This window comes from Spirosoma radiotolerans (assembly GCF_000974425.1).
GTDB lineage: Bacteria > Bacteroidota > Bacteroidia > Cytophagales > Spirosomataceae > Spirosoma > Spirosoma radiotolerans.
Map to the genome: position 1 here is coordinate 1211061 of NZ_CP010429.1, position 18548 is coordinate 1229608.

The window sequence follows — 18548 nt, forward strand, 5'->3', positions numbered from 1 at the left end:
CGCAAACTGTCAACCCGCCGGATTGTATGAAATTTACATTACTGATACTACTTCTATTCATTTCATTGACCTCGGTTCCTGCACAAACCGGTAGTAGCGGTCTGCGGGGTACGGTTAAAAACAAACAGGGAGAAGCGTTACCATTTGCGGCTGTTATTGTGAAAGGAACCCCTAAAGGCACAATCACAAACGCGGAGGGCCGGTATGAAATCGGGCTGGCACCCGGTAAATACGACATTGTCTTTCAATACCTGGGCTTTCAGTCGAACCAAAAATCGGTTGAGATAGGTACTGACTTCGCTACGCTGGATGCTACCCTTGAGGAGCAGGCACTGCGCTTGGCCGAAGTGCAGACAAAGGCCGGAAATGAAGACCCGGCCTACACGATCATGCGCCGGGCCATTGCCAAAAGTCGGTTCCACCAGTTGCAGGTGCAGCGGTTTAAGGCGCGGGTCTACACCAAATCGTCATTTACCGTTATCGACTTGCCCAATCTGGCCGAAATGGCGTTTCGGAAACAGTTAAAAGAAGCCGAGAAAGAAGCTAATTTTAAAGTAGGCGTTCCTCTGCTCAACGAAACCGTAGCCGAAGTATCGTTCACCCAGCCCAACACGTTTCGGCAGCGGATTATTGCGAACCGCAACTCACAGGGCGATTTCTTAAGCCCGAACCAGTTTTACAACGCCAGTTTTTATAACCCCACCATTGCCGGTGCCGTATCGCCCTTATCGCCTAAAGCGTTTGCCTATTATAAGTTTGAATACAAAGGCACGTTCCGCGAGCCAGGGCCATCCGGTACGCCGGTCGAGATCAGTAAAATTCAGGTTATACCCCGACAGTATGGCGAAGGCGTTTTTCGGGGAACGATTTACATTATCGAAAACACCTGGGCCATCCACAGCCTGCAATTAGAAACCGTCAACAACATTGGCATTTCTATTTCGGTCCGGCATATCTGTAGCCCCATCCAAGGGGTCTGGATGCCGACGAATCAGCGGTATGAAGGAAAAGGCACCTACCTGGGCGTGAAAGCCAGCGGCTACTACATCCGAAATTTGACCTTCAGTGAATTTGTCGTAAACCCTGCTTTTGTTGAAGACATTGAAGTAGCTGACGAGAAGAAAGGAGCACCCGCCCAAACCCTCTCGAAAAGCGATATAAAGGGGAAAAATTTTGACGAACTAGTCAAAAAACAAAAGGAGTTTTCGACCAAAAACCTGCGGCAGATGGTCAAAGAATACGAGAAACAGGAAAAACAGGCTCGAAAAAACCGGAAAGAAGATGTAACGGTTGTGCGCGACGACTCGCTGGAAGTCGATTCGCTGGCGCGCAAACGCTCCAATGTATACTGGGATTCGTTGCGCTCGGTGCCGCTTACCAGCGCCGAAATAAAAAGCTATCGGAAAGCGGATAGCCTGGGGCTGATTCGTGAGATAAAAGTGCTTACGAAAGCCGATTCGCTCAAGCGTGATAGCCTTGCTTTAGCCGATAAACAAAAGAAAAAAGCGGCCAATAAGTTTTCGATTGGTCAACTGCTGAGCGGGCACACTTGGGGGCTGACGAAACGAAGTGCCCTGATTTATACTAGCCCGCTGGCACGCGTCGAGTATAACACGGTTGAGGGTTACACGCTGGAAGGAGCGCTCAATTTCCGGTATCGGGCGAAAGTGGATTCGGTCAATCGGTTCCGGCAAATTCAATTGGGTGAGTGGAACGTGGGCGGTACGGGCCGTTATCAGTTTGGCCGGAAACAGGTTGTGGGTTATGGCCTGGCGAGTTATCAGCACAAAAACACACGCGTGGCCCTGTCGGGCGGACGGTATTTGTACCAGTACAATCCCGACAATCCGATCAGTCCGTTTCTGAACTCGCTGACGACGCTTTTATTCGAGCAGAATTTTGCGAAGCTATATCAGAAAGATTTTCTGAACCTGACCGTTAGCGCGTCGCCATTCAGCGAGCGGGTTGCCCTGACGGGTAGCCTGGAGTACGCCCGACGGTCTGAATTGACCAACTACCGCGAAGATCTGAAGCCCTGGATCAACTGGCGCGAGCGAACGTTTACACCTAACCGTCCCGAGAACGCCGAAGTTGCTACAACCGCCTTCCCAACGCATAATGCGCTGTTGCTTAATTTGACCGCGTCGGCGCGGTTGGGGGCTACTCAATACACGATTCGCAATGGCCGACGTATTGCCCGGCGTGATAATGAAAGTCCACTATTGACGGTAAATTACCGCAAAGGCATGGACCAGGTTGACTATGATTTCTTACAGGCGAGCATTAGCCACTCGTTCGAAACAGGCATTCGAAGCCGGTTGAATTATAAACTCAGCGCGGGTTCGTTCCTGAATGATCGCCAGGTATACTTTCCTGACTTCAAGCATTTTGAGGGAAATCAGTTTTTCTTCCAGCAGGGTGATGTCGTTTCGACCTATAGATTACTGCCGTATTATCAATACAGTACGGCTAAGCGTTTTGCTGAAGCTCATGTGCTGGCTGAATTTCGCAAGTTTTTCGTTACGCAGTTAACAGTCGTTCGGTTGCTGGGACTGAAAGAGAATTTATTCGTGCATTACCTCTACACCCCAGCTTCCAAAAACTACACAGAAGTGGGTTATGGACTGGATGGTCTGATTCCGCAGGTGCTGCCTTTCTTCCGGGTGGAAGTCATTTCGCAATGGCAGGATGCCAAATATCAGGGTTTAGGGTTTAGAATTGGCACGACGCTGAAGTTTGGGCGGTAACTCTGTTCAGAAAATGGTATGTATGAATAAATCTCCTCTCCTTAAGTTAATAACCTAACAAAATCATAAACCTGGTTTAATCAACACGTCACGTTCGGCATTTTACTTTGCGTAAACCAAAGTAGGCCTGCATGAATCGTCGGGATCTTGTCAAACGAGTAGGAGCGGGCTTTGCTGCTCTCTCGGTAAATAATTTGGTATCTGCTCAAGCGGTAACACGTTCCAAACAGCGGGTGTTACGCATTGCCCACCTCACCGATACCCACATGCAGCCGTTGATTGGGGCCGCCAAAGGGTTTGAACGGTGCCTGCACCATGTACAAAATTTGCCGGACAAGCCTGATCTGATTGTGAATGGTGGCGACGCGATTATGGAAGCGCACGGTCGGCAGAAAGACAGCGTTAGCCGACAATGGCGCCTGTATGGTGAGGTTCTCCGGAGCGAAAATGCCCTGCCCGTCTTGAGTTGTATTGGAAATCACGACATCTGGTGCCCGAAGGAAACCAAAGCTTGCTTTGACGCCGGTCGACAATGGGCGATGGACGAGTTTCAATTAACGAAGCGCTACTACAGCCTAGACCAGAATGGCTGGCATATTATTATGCTGGATAGCGTTCAGCCCGAACCCGATGGCAGTTGGTACACCGCTCATATAGACGAGGAACAGTTCACCTGGCTCGAGGCTGATTTAAAGCAAACGCCCGCTGAGACGCCCATTCTGATTGTTTCGCACGTGCCGATTCTGGCCGCTTGCGTGTTTTTTGACGGGCAGCGTTTTGCGGGCGAAAACTGGAATGTTCCCTCTCGCTGGATGCACAGCGACACTGTTCGCCTTACCGACTTATTTCATCGTTATCCAAACGTAAAGGCCGCCCTTAGCGGCCATATTCATTTAACGGACCGGGTTGACTACAATGGTGTTTCGTATTTCTGCAATGGAGCCGTTAGTGGAGCCTGGTGGTTTGGGAAATACAAACATACAGCCGCCGGCTATGCCATCGTTGATCTGTTCAATGATGGGTCCGTTGTGAATACGTATGTGAATTATTAGCCAGTAGTGTTGTGAATTAATTGATTGCCGTGAGTAGCTTCGTCTGGAAAACTTTCGTTCAGCAAGTAACTCACAAAAAATCGAGTGGATAACATAAACGATTTATTTAATGTATTTCCCCGCTCCGGTCGGGTGGAATGGATAGGCATCCGGCCTGAACGCAATACCGCCGTAGAGGTGGTTGATTCGGTTGCCGTATCTGAAAAGAAAGGCCTTGTTGGCGACCATTACAGGGGGCAAAGTGGAAGCCGCCACGTAACCCTCATCCAGGCCGAGCACCTGCCCGTTGTGGCTGCTTTATTAGGCCGCGATATCCTTGATCCAGCTTTGGTGCGCCGGAATATTGTGGTGTCGGGGATAAACCTGCTGGCACTGAAAGACAAACAGATTCAACTTGGCGATGTGATTCTGAAAATCACCGGTCAATGCCATCCCTGTTCTAAAATGGAAGCAACCCTTGGGCCCGGTGGTTACAACACCATGCGCGGGCATGGCGGTATGACCGCAAAGGTTGTACAGGGTGGGCAGATCAGGGTAGGTGATGCGGTTGTGGTTAATCTGAGCGAATAAATGGATTGACCCAACTAAGCTAGCCGAATCTACTACTGTATTGAAAACGGTCAATGAGCATTAGTACATTAATTAAAGATGTGTGGATAGTAGCGGAAAGCCGCCTAATAAGCTATCATTACGCATAAGTAAATTAGCTTGTATTTACAAATAAGCCAATTTGTGTCGTTAGCTACAACTATAGTTGTGTCAAATCACCATATTTTCTTCTGAGACTGCTCTTTTTTCTTTTGATTTATTTGTAGTTATAAACCAATCGCTATTTATTAGATTTGAGTAACTAATTCCGCTTATAAATCTTCTTTTGCCACAGCTATATGCTCCGTTTGTTCCAGTACGTAAACTACTTAATGGTGCTGTGGCTAATCATGTTAAGCGAGTGTATTGCTCAGAAAACTCCTTATCTGAACGTAAAGCCCGACCGAATACAACGGGCTAGTCAACTAGAGCAGGAAGCCAGAAAGAAGAACGATCCGATCCTATTGGCCGAAGCCTGGTATCTGTTTGGTAAAACCTATGTGTTTGCTGGAGACTACCGGACGGCTCAGGTTTATTTTTTGAAATCGCTTCGCCTGCAGGAACCTCAGGGCGACTCCTTCGAGTTGAGCCGCCTATATGTTCGCCTGAGCGAAAATGAAGATAAGATGGGTAATGCTGTACAAGCCTTACGGTATGCCACTCGTTCGTTGCAGATAGCCCAGCGAATCAAGTCTGATGAAGCATTGATTCGGTCCTATGGCGTTTTAGGCAGGATTTACCTAACCCAATGGCAAAACCAATCGACAACCCACAAAACAGCTTACTACAACCAGGCTCTTTCTTTTTACTCGAAACGGGAAGCGCTATCCTATAAAATAAAGGATACACTTGGCATTGCCGAAGCCACGATTGAACTGGGGACGCTGTTTACCAAAGTAAAAGACCCACGGGCCATTCCTTATCTCGAAAAGGCGCTCGATCTGTTTACGCTTAAAGAAAAACAGGGTTCCCGCGTCAACACGCTGATGCATTTGTCGGAGGCTTACTCCGCATTCGGCAAACCCGCGCTTGCTTTGCAGGCGCTCAACAAAGCAGAACAACTGTACGAGCGCGCAAAGCTAAATGAGTATGAAACCCGGCTGGACCTGGAGGCTGCTTTTGTCTATTATTTCCAGGGCTCAGGCCAATGGGAAAAGGCGTTTGAGCGGCTAAAAAAATTAAGTGAACTGGAGCGTATCAAGCTGGTTGCTGATCGTAATGGTGCTATTAGTCGGCTGAGTTTAGAGTTTGAAGCAGAAAAAAAAGAATCGCTCTTAAGCGCTCAGCGGAAGGAAATCAAGTTGAATACCCAGAACCTGCGTCTACAAAGAGGCATTACGATGGCTGTGTCGGCGCTCTTTCTGATAGCAGTTGTCGTGAGTGCTGTTTTCTTCCGATTGTATCGAAAGAATCAACGGATTAGCCGTCGGAATGAAGACCTTGTTAAAGAACAGAACCACCGGGTTAAGAACAACCTGCAGGTCGTATCGAGCCTGCTGAGTCTGCAATCTAAACGACTAACCGACGAGCTGGCTAAAAAAGCGATCGAAGAAAGCCGGTTACGTGTACAGTCGATGGCTATTCTCCACCAACGCCTGTACGATGGCGATAAACTAGCCGAAGCCAGTCTCGACGAATTTATTCAGGAGGTGGTGAGTGGAGTCTTGACGGCTTATGGGTTTGCGGTTCTTCAACCGCAGTTTTCTATTGACAAGATTTCGCTCCCCGCCGACAAAGCTGTTCCACTTGGGCTCATTTTGAACGAGTTGACAACCAATGCCTGCAAATACGCTTTTGCTGATAATGAATCTCCTGCTTTCAGGATAAGCTGCCATCGTAACAATAACAGAATTCACCTCACTGTAGCCGATAATGGCCCGGGACTTTCCAGTCCCGGACTGGAAGAGGCTGGCTGGTCTGATGAAAGGAGCTATGAACCCGTTTCCGCAGGCTGGTCTGAGTCGGAAGTTAAGACGTTGCCGATTTCGTTTGGTATGCAGCTAATTCAGGCTCAGGCCGAGCAGTTAGGCGGAACGTACTCATTCGTCTCTGGTGAGAGCAAGGAGTTTACAGGCGTCTTATTTTCAATGGTATTTAAAGCCTAATTCAGGAAGACAAGGGATGAAGTCATTGAAAATTCTACTTGTGGAGGACGAAACCATTACGGCCATGGATCTTCGCGAAACGTTGGAGGAAGCCGGTCATAAAGTCACGGCCATTGCCCGTAATTTTGAGCAAGCCATACGAGCTGCCAAAAGTAATCCACCCGATCTGGCACTTATTGACATTCATCTGGAGGAGGGATCTACAGAAAATGGCATTACCACAGCCAGAGAACTGATTGCTGAACATCGGATGCCTATTATTTATCTGACTGCTAATTCAGACGTTGAAACATTTCAACTCGCTAAAGAAACCCTGCCAGCCGCTTATTTACTGAAACCTTTCCGACACGATGAACTAAAGTTACAGGTCGAACTAGCTTACTACTATTTTCACTACAATCAGAAGAACACAAGCGGGGCTTCTATGTCGGGAACATTGTATTTGCCCGTCGACAAAGGCCATGAAAAAATTGATATGAACGATGTTCTTTATCTCCAGGCCGATGGTTCGTATGTGAAAGTTTTTATGATTCAGAAAGAGTTACCTCATCATATCAGTACGAATTTGAGTCATCTGGCGCAGTATTTTTCAGCTCCTAATTTTTACCGCCTGTCACGGTCACTACTTATTAATTTAAACCATCTGGAACGGCTGGAGCGAAATCATCTGTTTCTGATCAATCATAAAACGCCCATTCAAATTCCGTCGACAAGTCGAAAGGAGTTAATGAAAAAGCTGACCATCGTCCGGACAAAATAAAGTTATCTGCCAGGAAGGCAAGAAGCCACTAGCGCAGTTGTATTTCAAAATGGGCTCTAACCTGTTGAGTGACTTTGTGCTTATACTCCCGTTTTCGTAAGGTGCGGCTGCGATGGTTAGCCTTGATTGAGGTAATTGGTTTCTCTGGAAAAGGAATCGATAACGTATATAACTGACATGGCTGTTTTTGGCCTCCTAACGCATCCCAGAAGGCATCATAGTTAAAGAAGGCCGCTCCATTGGCCAACTGTCGTTCATTGCCTGCGCCCCAGATGCATTTCAGGCTACAGGCTTGGGCAATCCCTTGCAGAGACGCCATCAGTAAGGCCGCGGGGGTGATGTCAAATAGCGTTTTGGTAGCTTGCTTGACAAGGTCAGGATTTTTAATCCCTTGTATCCCTCCCACAAAGATACTTTCACCAAATAACGAGTTCGTCAACTGATCAGCAACCACTGTAAAGCGAATCGTATAAACTGGAATTGTGTTGTATTCCAATACGACGGCCAATTCGCCTTCCCAGTCCAGACCCACGGGGAAAAACAGACCAATTCTAAACGAGTCATCACCCTGCCAGTCCTGCCAGATATAGGTTTTGTGAAGAACATCGTCAAAAAAGTGGGGACGTACGTATTTAGTGAAATAATGGTAATGGCTAGTGAGCATTGCCAGCTTGTCTTTAGTTGGCAAATCAAGGGCTAAATACTGACCGAGGTATTTATAAAGTAGTCGGGGGTTTTCCTGAGAGAGGGTAATTACTTGTGGGCTGGTTTTCAGTAACTTGGCCAGATAACGATGCCTTTGTGCGTGCCAGATAATTCGCCTGAACCGGAAGCCTGTTTTTAGTGTGTAGAGCACTCCCCGGCGCGCTACCTGATTCGTCACCCGATATAATGTTGTAGACTTTATTGAGCGGGTATAGGTTAATAGATGGGCCGCTAGGCTGACAGGCCCAGTAAATAGTTTCATTGAATTTTTATGGTTGGAGTGGTCGAAAGCGCATTACTTTTAATGACAACTTATTCATTAAAAACGGATAAGCGGCTAACCTTCTGGTCTACTTTACTATGCGGTAGCTCAGGATAATTGATTGACTCGTCCAGGATACTTCTATTAAAATAGCATCAAATACATGTTCCTTAGTGGTCACATTTCTATACTAGAATACTGGCCAAAAAGAGAAGGAGACGGTGGCTAAATAGGGAATTGCCACGGCCATTGTCAGCACTACTACTTAGTGGAGTTTGCTGCTACTCATCCTTTTGCTCGTAGTGGTGCAGAAAGGCATTGTTGAGCGCGAAGAACAGTACCTGAACGACAAAGCACAGGTAAGACGTTGGTTTTGAGGATAACCGGACTTAGGGTTGTTTAGGCACCGGCGACTGACCCGGGTCGGGCGAAATGCGGCTGGGTCGGTTAAAGCCATCGCGATACCGGTTGCGTAATTGCTGAATCGTGTTGATGAGGTCGTAATCTTCAGCTTTGAGCAGGTAGTCATCTTCCAAGTCGCAGAAGTCAAAAAAACGGTCGATTTCGTCTGGCTTCAACGTAGTCGACTGTTCCACCAAAAGCCGAAATCGCTCCAAAGCGAGCGCGTGCCGACGATCCTGCTGCATGATGTAATACGCTTTTCTGTCGGTTTTAGGCCGCTTGGCGAACAACTCATACAATAAGGTAACTCCCGCGCCATCGGCCAACCTATCGAAAGCCTGCTCACCGGTTACTTTTTTTGAGGCTGTTGGCTCATCAAGTATCTGCTGAATTTCGCGTTTTACTTCTTCATATCGTTTTCCTGTAACGGTTACCTCCGCAAGGTCAACGACACGGTAGGGCATAGGGGGAAGTGCCTTGGCAATAATAGTTGGATTATCGCCACCATTGTAGAGAATGCCGGTACGATCGTACAACTGACTGGTTAGAATCAAGGAATCGCCGGGCTGGAGCGTCATAAAAAAACGCCCCGTAGTATTTGTCCTGGCTCGTTGGCGACTACGTTTATTAATGACTGTAGCCCGGTCAACACCCTGTTTGGTGGCCTGATCAATGACCGTTCCAATTACATACTTGCCCTGTGCCCATGCACTACCCGACCAACTGAAGAGGCTGACGAGGCAAACAAATAGCAGGCGTTTAATGGGCATAGGGGGTTGAGTTATAGAGACAAACTGGGTTGTCAGACCAAGCTATAAAACGGAATTTACAAAAATACGGGTTGATGGCATTCAATCCTGTTAAAAAATCTTAACCAGCTTTTCCAGCCGATCGAGCGTCATTTGACTAAAGTCGGCGACAACATCATCGACAAAGGGGCGGAGTTCATCCGGCGACTGCGTCGTTGCCATGCCTACAACCGAGGCACCCGATGCCTTGGCTGCCTGAATACCCGTCATGGAATCTTCAAAAATGATACTCTCTGCTGGATCAACACCTAACATATCCATCGCTTTCTGATAGATTTCGGGATCAGGTTTTGGATGGCTAACCAGGCTTTCGTTCAGTAAAACGTCAAAGTAAGGGCGCAGGCTAAGGGCATCCATCACAAAGTCGAGGTTTTCGACAGGGGCAGACGTCGCTACAGCCGTGAGAATATGAGCATCTTTCAGGGATTGTAAAAAGGGAATCAGACCCACGACCGGCGTAATTTCCTTGCTATATAACTCCCGAAATAACGCTTCTTTCTCCTGTGCCAACTGCTTCGACTCGTCGGCGGTAAGGACCTTCCCCGAAAAAAGATGATTCAGGATGTCGTTATTATGCTTCCCCGAGACATATTGTACAAAGTCGGCGTCGCTTAGTGTTTTACCATATCGCTGGTAATACTCGCGCCAGGCAATGCGATGATGCGGGTTTGTATCAACAATAACCCCATCCATGTCAAAAATTACAGCTTTCATGCGTTTGGTTTATGGTAACCGGTTTATGGTATTTAGTTTACGGTAGTCCTATCGCAACGGGCTGCCGTGAACCAAATACCATAAACCAAACACTGTTATTTCATCTTCACAATCGTTACACCCGCTCCGCCCCGATCGGCGTGTTCGTCTTCCATCTTACCTACCTGTTTGTAACCGCGCAGGTGATTTCGTACAAGCGTCCGTAAAATGCCATCACCTTTGCCATGAACAATGCGCAGTTCGGGATAGCCAAGCATCAAGGCGTCATCGACAAACCGATCGACTTCTCCGATGGCTTCTTCCCCTCGCTTTCCACGAATATCGAGGTTAAAGCTAAAGTTTTGCATCTTCTCGTTCATGTCAACGCCCTGGCTTCGCGGACGGTCGTCCCGCACTTCAGTCGCAGCCGTAAAGGTTTTCTTACTGACTTTTTCGAGCCGGTTCAGCTTCACGTTTGACTTTAGATCGCCAATACGGATTTCGGCGTCCTTACCACGAAGGGCTAACACCTGGCCAATGGCATTTTGACCCGATATGCGAACATAGCTACCCACCGAAATGGCCCCATTGTCATTTTCGAACTCGTCTTCTGCTTGTTTGGGCGTTTCGATAACGACCGGTTCAGGTTTGAGTTCTTTTTGCTCGAACCGCTCTAGTGTCTGACGAACCTGTTTGGTGGCTTCTCGCTCGGCTTTGTTCTCCTTAATCTCCCGAATCGTATTCTCAATTCGCTGGTTTGCTTCCTGGACTAATGCTTTGGCTTTCTGCTTCGCATCGTTGAGAAGCTGCTTCTGTTCGTTGTCCAGGCGATTTTTTAGAGCGGTATATTCAGCAAGCTGCTGGGCGAGTTTACGCTGATTGATACCAATTTCAATATTCTTCTCGGAGAACACACGCTTCTCAATATCCAGCTCTTTCAGGAGTTTCTCAAAATTTACCTGCTGGTTACCAAGCTTCTCTTTGGCCCGGTCGATAACGCCTTTGGGTAAGCCAATTTTCTGGGCAATCTCGAACGCAAATGAAGAGCCCGGCCGACCGATTTCCAATTGATAGAGTGGCTCCAGATGCTCACCATCAAACCGCATAGCGCCGTTGATTAGGCCCGGTGTTTTGTCGGCAACCACTTTCAGGTTGGTGTAGTGTGTATTGACGACACCATACGCCCCTGATTTATTAAGATCTTCCAGAATTGACTCGGCAATGGCGCCCCCCAATCCTGGCTCTGTTCCCGTACCAAATTCGTCGATCAGGAAAAGTGTCCGTTTGTTGGCGCCAATCAAGAACTGCTTCATCGCCGTTAAGTGCGACGAATAGGTACTCAGGTCATTCTCCAGTGATTGTTCATCACCAATATCGATGAACAGATTTTGAAAAATACCCATCTCCGCATAGTCGGCCATCGGTACAAGTAAACCGCATTGCAGCATGTATTGGATCAGGCCAATGGTTTTTAACGCCACTGACTTACCACCAGCATTTGGCCCAGAAATAATGAGGATTCGGGCCTTTTCATCCAAGCGAACACTGAGTGGCACGACCGTTTTCCCCACTTTCGAAAACGACAAGAAGAGCAGTGGATGGCGGGCGTTTGTCCAATTAATGAACGGCCGCTCATGCAGTTTCGGCATAATGGCGTCTAATTGAATTGCTAGTTTAGCCTTAGCCCGGATGAAGTCAATTTGAGCCAAAAAATTGACGGCGCGTTTCAACTCCTCCAAATGAGGCCGGATCTGATCGGTAAGGGCAAGCAGAATACGGTAAATTTCACGGCGTTCTTCGTATTCCAGTTCACGAATTTCGTTGTTGGCATCGAATACCTCGGCGGGTTCCAGATAGACCGTTTGACCCGTTTGGGATTCGTCATGAACGAATCCCTTAATTTTGCGCTTGTGTTCGGCCGCAATGGGAATCACCAGCCGCCCGCCCCGTACGGTTAAGGAAAGATCGTCCGGAATCCAGCCATTCTGACGGGCCTGCCGTAAAATGCTGTCGAGCCGTTTGCGGAGATTAGCCTGTTCTGCAATGATCCGACGACGGATGCTGGCTAATTCCGGTGAGGCAGAATCGCGAATATGTCCTCTATCGTCGATAACCCGTTCCAGGGAGTCCGTCAATTTTTTATCAACTCCCACTGGCCCAGCCAGTTCGCGCAGAAAAGGAAAACTGTTTGATTCTTCTCGCTTGGACAGGAAACGAAGGCAATCCTGAATGGTACGTAAGGCCAGTTTAAGGTCAAAGAATTCGTCTTCTGTCAGGGCAATTCCTTCTACCCGAGCACGGCCCAGGTGGGGCCTGACATCAATATAATTACTCGACGGGAAGTCCGTTTCATACTGGACAATCTGCTTGAACTCGGTGGTTTGGCGAAGCAGTTTATCAATCAGTTGCACATTATCGCTGAAGCGAATTTTTTCGACATAATCCTGCCCCAGTGGACTGACGCAGGCCTCTTTTAGTCTTTCGCGGATAGTGTTAAACCCTAATTTACTCTCTAAGGTGTTGGGATAAAGCATTATGTGGAGCCGCTCTTAATCGAGTGGCTTATGGGAAAGAATAGTCTATAAATAATGAGTAAAGCTACCCAACTGGCGTAGCTTTATATAAATAACAGTAAGGAAGGGGAGTGGGTTCGCTGAATGACTATAGATACAAATACGCAAAAGAGACTTTAAAAAAAGATGAAAGATGAATGATTTGTAAATCATTCATCTTTCATCTTTTTTAACTACCGGCTACCATTTCGGCTACTGCTGTGTCCGGAGTGCCCATGCCCTCCGCGCTCTTCAGCGAGTTCAGTCTTGGTTTTAGTTGTGGTGTCATGATCTTCTTCAGGATCTTGTTTGCTCTTGTTGGAACCCGTCATATTGCGCTCTGCGTTAGGACGGTCTTTTCCCGTGTCATGGGCTTCGTAGTTGCGAGTCCGTTTATGGTTTGCCTGTAAATCCTTCGAACCAGGCAGGTCTGTGGTTTTGTGATTTGCCATTTTGTATGTCTATTTGTTGAGTAGGGTAATAACTGGCAACAAAGTGGATTGTTTGGCAAAAAAATCCCCTTTCCACATAGTAGAAAGGGGATTTTCAATTCAATTAACTAGTGCATTAATGAGCCTAGTAGCCAGGGTTCTGTTTAAAGATACCTTGCTGTTGGTCCATTTGTACTTGAGGAATTGGGAAGTATTCATCTTTTCCAGCGGTGAATTTAGCTCCCGAATAACCAAGCGGTAGTCTTTGGCTTTCATAACTTAGGAAAGCATTAAGCACAGGCGCTGCAACACCCCAGCGAACGAGGTCAAAGAAACGGTGCCCTTCGCCCGACAACTCCAACTTACGTTCAAACCGAACAGCATTTAAGGCCGCTGTCTTATCCGCGAAAGGTGTTGTGTAGGTGCTGATTACATAATTGGCTGCATTCTTTCCATCAGCAGTTTTTACCCAAGCATCAGCGTTAGCCGCTCTAGTTCTAACTTGATTGATATAAGTGCGCGCTTTTTCTAACGTACCGGCTTCGATTTCAGCTTCAGCTGCCATCAATAACACATCGGCATAACGAATGATGTTGTAATTGATAGCTGAATAACCATCAGTCCAGGAGCTACCATCCGTCAAACTTTTATCCTGTGACCGGTAGAAGACAAACTTTTTAGGCGAAAATGGACCTGCATAGCTTTGGTCACGAATCCAGTCCAGGCCAGGGTGAACCATCCAGTCTAAATAAGGAATGCCACGACGACCAATCGACCAGTCTAAACGAGGGTCAACAGGACCAGCATCTGGCGTAAAAGCAGCTTTTGAGTCAATACCCTGATCATTCTTCAACTGGTTTGCGCCAACATTATAAGATCCATCCAATAAAGGCAATCCTTTGGCATCAACGCGGAATGAGTTCGCCAGTTCAAAACTTGGGGCAAAGAAACCACAGCAGCCGGCAGGACCATTCGAACCCGTATTATACGGGAAGTTAAGATCCAGTTCCTGAGCCGAGTTAGAAACATCACCGGTATTAACGGCAGCCTGAATAGCAAACACCGACTCTTCGTTGTTGTCTTTGGTAGCGTTGAATACATCTGTATAATTTGCTACCAGCGCATATTTCTTACCATTAGCTGTTTGACCACTGGCAATAACCTGATCGAAGAGGGCTTTAGCTTCAGCAAACTTCTTCTCATATAGGAACGTTTTGGCCAGATAAGCCATAGCAGCCCACTTGTTCGCCCGGCCAGCTGCAGCCTGGGTTTCCGGCAAGTTGTCTTGAGCGAATTTGAAATCTGCCTCAATCTTCGGCCAGATATCTACATCATTTTTAACTAACTCAATACCTGATCCGTAATCTACTGTTTCATCAACATAAGGTACCATGTTGAATGACCGCTTCAACTCAAAGTAGTAATGAGCACGAAGAAAACGAGCCTCACCGGCTATCCGTTTTTTATCAGCATCTGATACGTCGGTACCGGCCGAGGGCAGCGTCCGAAGAACAGCATTGGCCCGGCTAATACCTTCATACATCCCTTTCCACTTGTCGTTAATATCACCGTTAGTGGGCAATATTTCATAGCGCTGGAATGTTGAGAAGTTAGTGTTACCACCTCCATCTCCGGAGTTAGAGCCTTTATTCGCTTCACCTCCCGACACGCTGCCGCGTACCCAGTTGTAAGAGCTGGTTGCCCGCGAAAAGCCCCGGCCATTTAATTGCGAATAGGACGCCAAAAGTATGCCTTCAAGACCAGCTTTAGATGTCAACTGATTGCTGGCCAACTGGCCTGTTGCAGGGACATCCAAAAATTTGTCTTTACAAGCAAACGTAACCATGGTGAGTGCCAATGTTACGATAGTACCCTTCAAGATGATTTTTTTCATTGTTTGACTTATCTAAGAGTAGATAATTATTGTTTGAAGCAGCGAGTTTATAGGTATCAAACTCGCTGCTAAGTAAGTGTTAATTCTAAAAACCAAAGCTTAAACCTACGTTGTAGCCACGGGTAACAGGGTAGTTGCCAATGTCGATACCAAAGTTCTGGTCAGCTGAACCACCAACGGCAGGGTCTAAGCCTTTGTACTTGGTGATCGTGAACAGGTTGGTCGCAGACAGTGACAGTCTCAATCGGCTCAAATTAGCCCGGCTCAACAGTGAAGCTGGGAAGGTATAACCCAACGTCAGATATTGCATACGTCCATAAGAGCCATTCTCTACATAATATGAATTGGCCTGAGTGTTTGTGCTGAAGTTTGATGTATTCTCAAAAATGGGCACAGTAGTGTTTGTATGCGTAGGCAACCAAGAATCTTTTACACGCGCGCTAACAGCCGCTCCTGGGAAAGAAGGATAGAAGTCGGTGTACCATTTCGAGTTGTTAAAGATTTTGTTACCAAGCGAAGTATAAAGCTGGGTATTCAGGTCGAAACCTTTGTACTTCAGCGTCAGTGTTAAACTTCCTGTGAATTTCGGGATTGGGCTACCCAAAAATACCCGGTCATCATCATTGATCTGACCGTCACCATTTGTATCCTGGTACCGGAAACGACCAGGACCTGCACCGCTTTGGGTAGGTGCGGCAGCTACTTCCTCCTTGGAGTTAAACAACCCAATCACTTTATATCCGTAGAAAGAAGATAAATCATGACCTGGCTGATTCCGAACGACAGGCGTACTTAGACGTTGACCATTGGCGGTGAAATAAGGCACTGATGGCGCGATGGCTGTAATCTTGTTGTCCAGAACACTACCTACTGCTGTTACTTCGTAACCCAGATCGCCGGTAACGTTTCCTCTTGTCGTGATTAAGAGGTCAATACCTTTGTTACTCATACTAGCAACGTTCACATAGGGTGCGTTGGCACGAGTACCTACAACGCCTGGCAGTGCTAAAGGATAGAGTAAGTCCTTCGTATCTTTTTTCCAGAAATCAAGAACTACTTCTAATTTGTTGTTAAAGAAGGCACCATCAATACCAATGTTGGAGGTTATGCTGGTTTCCCATTTAGCTGCAGCATTACCGATTTGGCTACGATAGTAACCAGCCTGAACCGATGTGTTTGCTCCTGTAATATCATAGCTGTTGGCAGCATTAGAGCCAAACAGGTTATACTGGTTAGTTGAACTTAAGTAGTTCGAATTACCCATTAAACCATAACCACCGCGCACTTTCAAATCTGAAATCCAAGGTAAGTTCTTCATGAAATCCTCAGATGAAAGACGCCAGGCTGCCGATATAGCTGGAAACACCCCATAACGGTTCTCAGAGCCGAATTGTGATGAGCCATCACGCCGAATGACACCGGTAACGATGTACTTATCATTGAACGTATAACGTGCCTGAGCAAATAGGGAGTAGAAATTATTCCCTTTACCGTAGTAGCTGTTTACGCTACGTGTAGCCCCTGGCGTTGTGGTTCCAATAGTTACATAGTTAGGGTCCGTAGAGAAAGGATTGAGACCTGAACCACTGATTCCCCGACCGTTTCCTGTATTGAGTGCTTCAATACCAGCTAATACGCTAATGTCATGAATGCCAAACTTCTGCTTGTACTGGGCCGTATTGGTAAAAGTCCAGGCTAAACCAACGTTTGATGCTTCGTTATACACGTAGTTCGTATTATTTTCTGAGTTCTCATATTGAGAACGGTTATACGAATTGTTGTAATTGCTAAAATAGTTTCCACCTATGCTACTACGTAGCGTTAACGCGGGAATTACGTCGTACTCTAAGTAAGCATTACCAAAAGCAAAGATGTTATAATTCAGGTTATCCTTAGCTCCGATGCGGTTAGCCACAGGGTTACGGGCATTATTGAAACCTGATGCAGCAGTACCCGCATACCCACCAAACGAGTTATAAACTGGTATGATCGGAGCCTGACGGAACGCTAATAAAATATCGTTTTCATCGGCAGCAACACTGGAGTTGTTGTTGGTTGAATTCCCAAGAGCATTTCCTGTACTACCCTGTAGACCAGTGGTTGAAACATAAGCGAACTGGATGTTCTCACCAAACCGCAATTTCTTCGTGATATCGAACTCCGTATTAACCCGGAACGTGTAACGCGAGAAATCGTTATACGTTATAATCCCGGCCTGTTTCTGCATACCTAAGCTAACGTAGAAACGACTTGATTCGGTACCACCTGAGAAACCTAATGTATGACGCATCAGCGGAGCAACCCGTGTAATGGCTCCGTACCAGTCCGTACCTGCTTTGTTTGCCGGAATAACGTTGTAAATAGCTCCGTTGGCAGGGTTGATGTTGTATTTAGCCGCTTCGGCGGTTAAATCAACCTGCGATGCCGGAACGCCGGTCCGGCTACCAACCAGCAAATAATCTGGTAGAACAGGGGTTTGCCCAGAACCATACTGGCCATTTGCAATTCCTGTAAAGCTATCTGGACCAACTGTACCGCCAGCCTGGTAGATATCGTTTTTACGCGCCTGCCATGTCCAATCAGCCTGCTCCTGTGGGTTCAGGATTTTTTGACCATGACCTGGATCCGTAACACCATATAAGCCATCATAGGAAATGCTCAGTTTTTGAGCCCGACGCTGACCTTTTTTGGTTGTCAATACAATTACGCCTGATGCGGCACGAGCTCCATAAACAGAGGCAGAAGCTGCATCTTTCAGAACGGTAGTTGTCTCAATATCATCCGGTGCAATGTACTGAATGCTCTGAGTTGGCACACCATCAACAACGTATAAAGGCTGGTTACCGCCGAAAGAACCAAATCCACGTACCCGTACTTGGCTTGTTGTGCCCGGCTGCCCGTTGGTGATTACGGTTACCCCGGCTACCCGTCCCTGTAATTGCTGCTCAACGTTCGTTGAAGGAACAACTTTCAACTGGGCTGGTTTTACCGTCGATACAGCTCCAGTTACGTCCCGACGGTTCTCCGTCGAGTACCCCGTTACCACAACCTCACTCAAGGCGGTGGCATCGTCTTCGAGCGTAACGTCAGCGGTTGTCCGGTTGCCTATTGTAACTTCCTGTGTTTTGAAACCGATAGCCGATATGACCAGTACTGGATTCGCGCCCCGAACGTTGATGGCGTAGTTGCCTTCAGCGTCACTTGATGTACCCGTTTGAGTACCCTTTAAAACAACGTTAGCGCCTGGAACAGGGCCATCAACGCCGGTAATTTTACCCGTCAGGCGACGGTCCTGGGCAGAAGCGGTGAGGCTCCACAGTAATAGGACTGTACCCAGAAAAGCGGTCTGCAGAAATCTGTAGAGCGGTGCTTTCATGAAGATTAGGTTGGTTTTATATTGAGTTAAACGCATCAATATTATGCTGATTAAATTATATTTCAAAGTGAAATCGTAATAAATATGTCATATGGACATTATTAAAAGCTTATTAATTATACGTATTGTTATATTTAAAATAAATCAAAAAGCTGATTATCAGACATTTAGG

Annotated in this window: 12 protein-coding genes; 5 read left to right on the forward strand and 7 right to left on the reverse strand. The window is 47.0% G+C overall.

The window, feature by feature from the left end:
• The first annotated feature begins 26 nt into the window (after nt 1–26).
• From SD10_RS04650 to SD10_RS04670, 5 genes are all read left to right on the forward strand, one after another.
• Nucleotides 27–2747 carry a DUF5686 and carboxypeptidase regulatory-like domain-containing protein gene (locus SD10_RS04650; RefSeq protein WP_046375901.1) on the forward strand — a complete coding sequence of 907 codons (2721 nt, stop codon included), beginning with the start codon at nt 27–29 and terminating at the stop codon, nt 2745–2747.
• Between the two features lie 131 nt (nt 2748–2878).
• Nucleotides 2879–3799 carry a metallophosphoesterase family protein gene (locus tag SD10_RS04655; protein WP_046375902.1) on the forward strand — a complete coding sequence of 307 codons (921 nt, stop codon included), beginning with the start codon at nt 2879–2881 and terminating at the stop codon, nt 3797–3799.
• Between the two features lie 84 nt (nt 3800–3883).
• Complete coding sequence (locus SD10_RS04660) at nt 3884–4369, forward strand: MOSC domain-containing protein (RefSeq protein ID WP_046375903.1); 486 nt, start codon at nt 3884–3886, stop codon at nt 4367–4369.
• 317 nt (nt 4370–4686) lie between these two features.
• Nucleotides 4687–6492 carry a histidine kinase dimerization/phosphoacceptor domain -containing protein gene (locus SD10_RS04665; RefSeq protein WP_082111515.1) on the forward strand — a complete coding sequence of 602 codons (1806 nt, stop codon included), beginning with the start codon at nt 4687–4689 and terminating at the stop codon, nt 6490–6492.
• Between the two features lie 16 nt (nt 6493–6508).
• Nucleotides 6509–7252 carry a response regulator gene (locus SD10_RS04670; RefSeq protein ID WP_046375905.1) on the forward strand — a complete coding sequence of 248 codons (744 nt, stop codon included), beginning with the start codon at nt 6509–6511 and terminating at the stop codon, nt 7250–7252.
• 28 nt (nt 7253–7280) lie between these two features.
• Here SD10_RS04670 and SD10_RS04675 read toward each other — a convergent pair whose 3' ends face one another.
• The 7 genes from SD10_RS04675 to SD10_RS04705 all read right to left on the reverse strand — a co-directional run bounded on the left by SD10_RS04675 (nt 7281) and on the right by SD10_RS04705 (nt 18376).
• Nucleotides 7281–8219 carry a DUF535 family protein gene (locus SD10_RS04675; protein WP_046375906.1) on the reverse strand — a complete coding sequence of 313 codons (939 nt, stop codon included), beginning with the start codon at nt 8217–8219 and terminating at the stop codon, nt 7281–7283.
• A gap of 389 nt (nt 8220–8608) precedes the next feature.
• Complete coding sequence (locus SD10_RS04680) at nt 8609–9391, reverse strand: hypothetical protein (protein ID WP_046375907.1); 783 nt, start codon at nt 9389–9391, stop codon at nt 8609–8611.
• A 90-nt stretch (nt 9392–9481) separates the two neighbouring features.
• Nucleotides 9482–10144: an HAD family hydrolase gene (locus tag SD10_RS04685; RefSeq protein ID WP_046375908.1), complete on the reverse strand. Its 663-nt coding sequence runs from the start codon at nt 10142–10144 to the stop codon at nt 9482–9484.
• 95 nt (nt 10145–10239) lie between these two features.
• Complete coding sequence (locus tag SD10_RS04690; RefSeq protein ID WP_046375909.1) at nt 10240–12657, reverse strand: endonuclease MutS2; 2418 nt, start codon at nt 12655–12657, stop codon at nt 10240–10242.
• A gap of 212 nt (nt 12658–12869) precedes the next feature.
• Complete coding sequence (locus SD10_RS04695; protein ID WP_046375910.1) at nt 12870–13127, reverse strand: hypothetical protein; 258 nt, start codon at nt 13125–13127, stop codon at nt 12870–12872.
• A 124-nt stretch (nt 13128–13251) separates the two neighbouring features.
• Nucleotides 13252–15000: a RagB/SusD family nutrient uptake outer membrane protein gene (locus SD10_RS04700; RefSeq protein WP_046375911.1), complete on the reverse strand. Its 1749-nt coding sequence runs from the start codon at nt 14998–15000 to the stop codon at nt 13252–13254.
• An 85-nt stretch (nt 15001–15085) separates the two neighbouring features.
• Nucleotides 15086–18376: a SusC/RagA family TonB-linked outer membrane protein gene (locus SD10_RS04705; protein ID WP_046375912.1), complete on the reverse strand. Its 3291-nt coding sequence runs from the start codon at nt 18374–18376 to the stop codon at nt 15086–15088.
• Nucleotides 18377–18548: the final 172 nt, after the last annotated feature.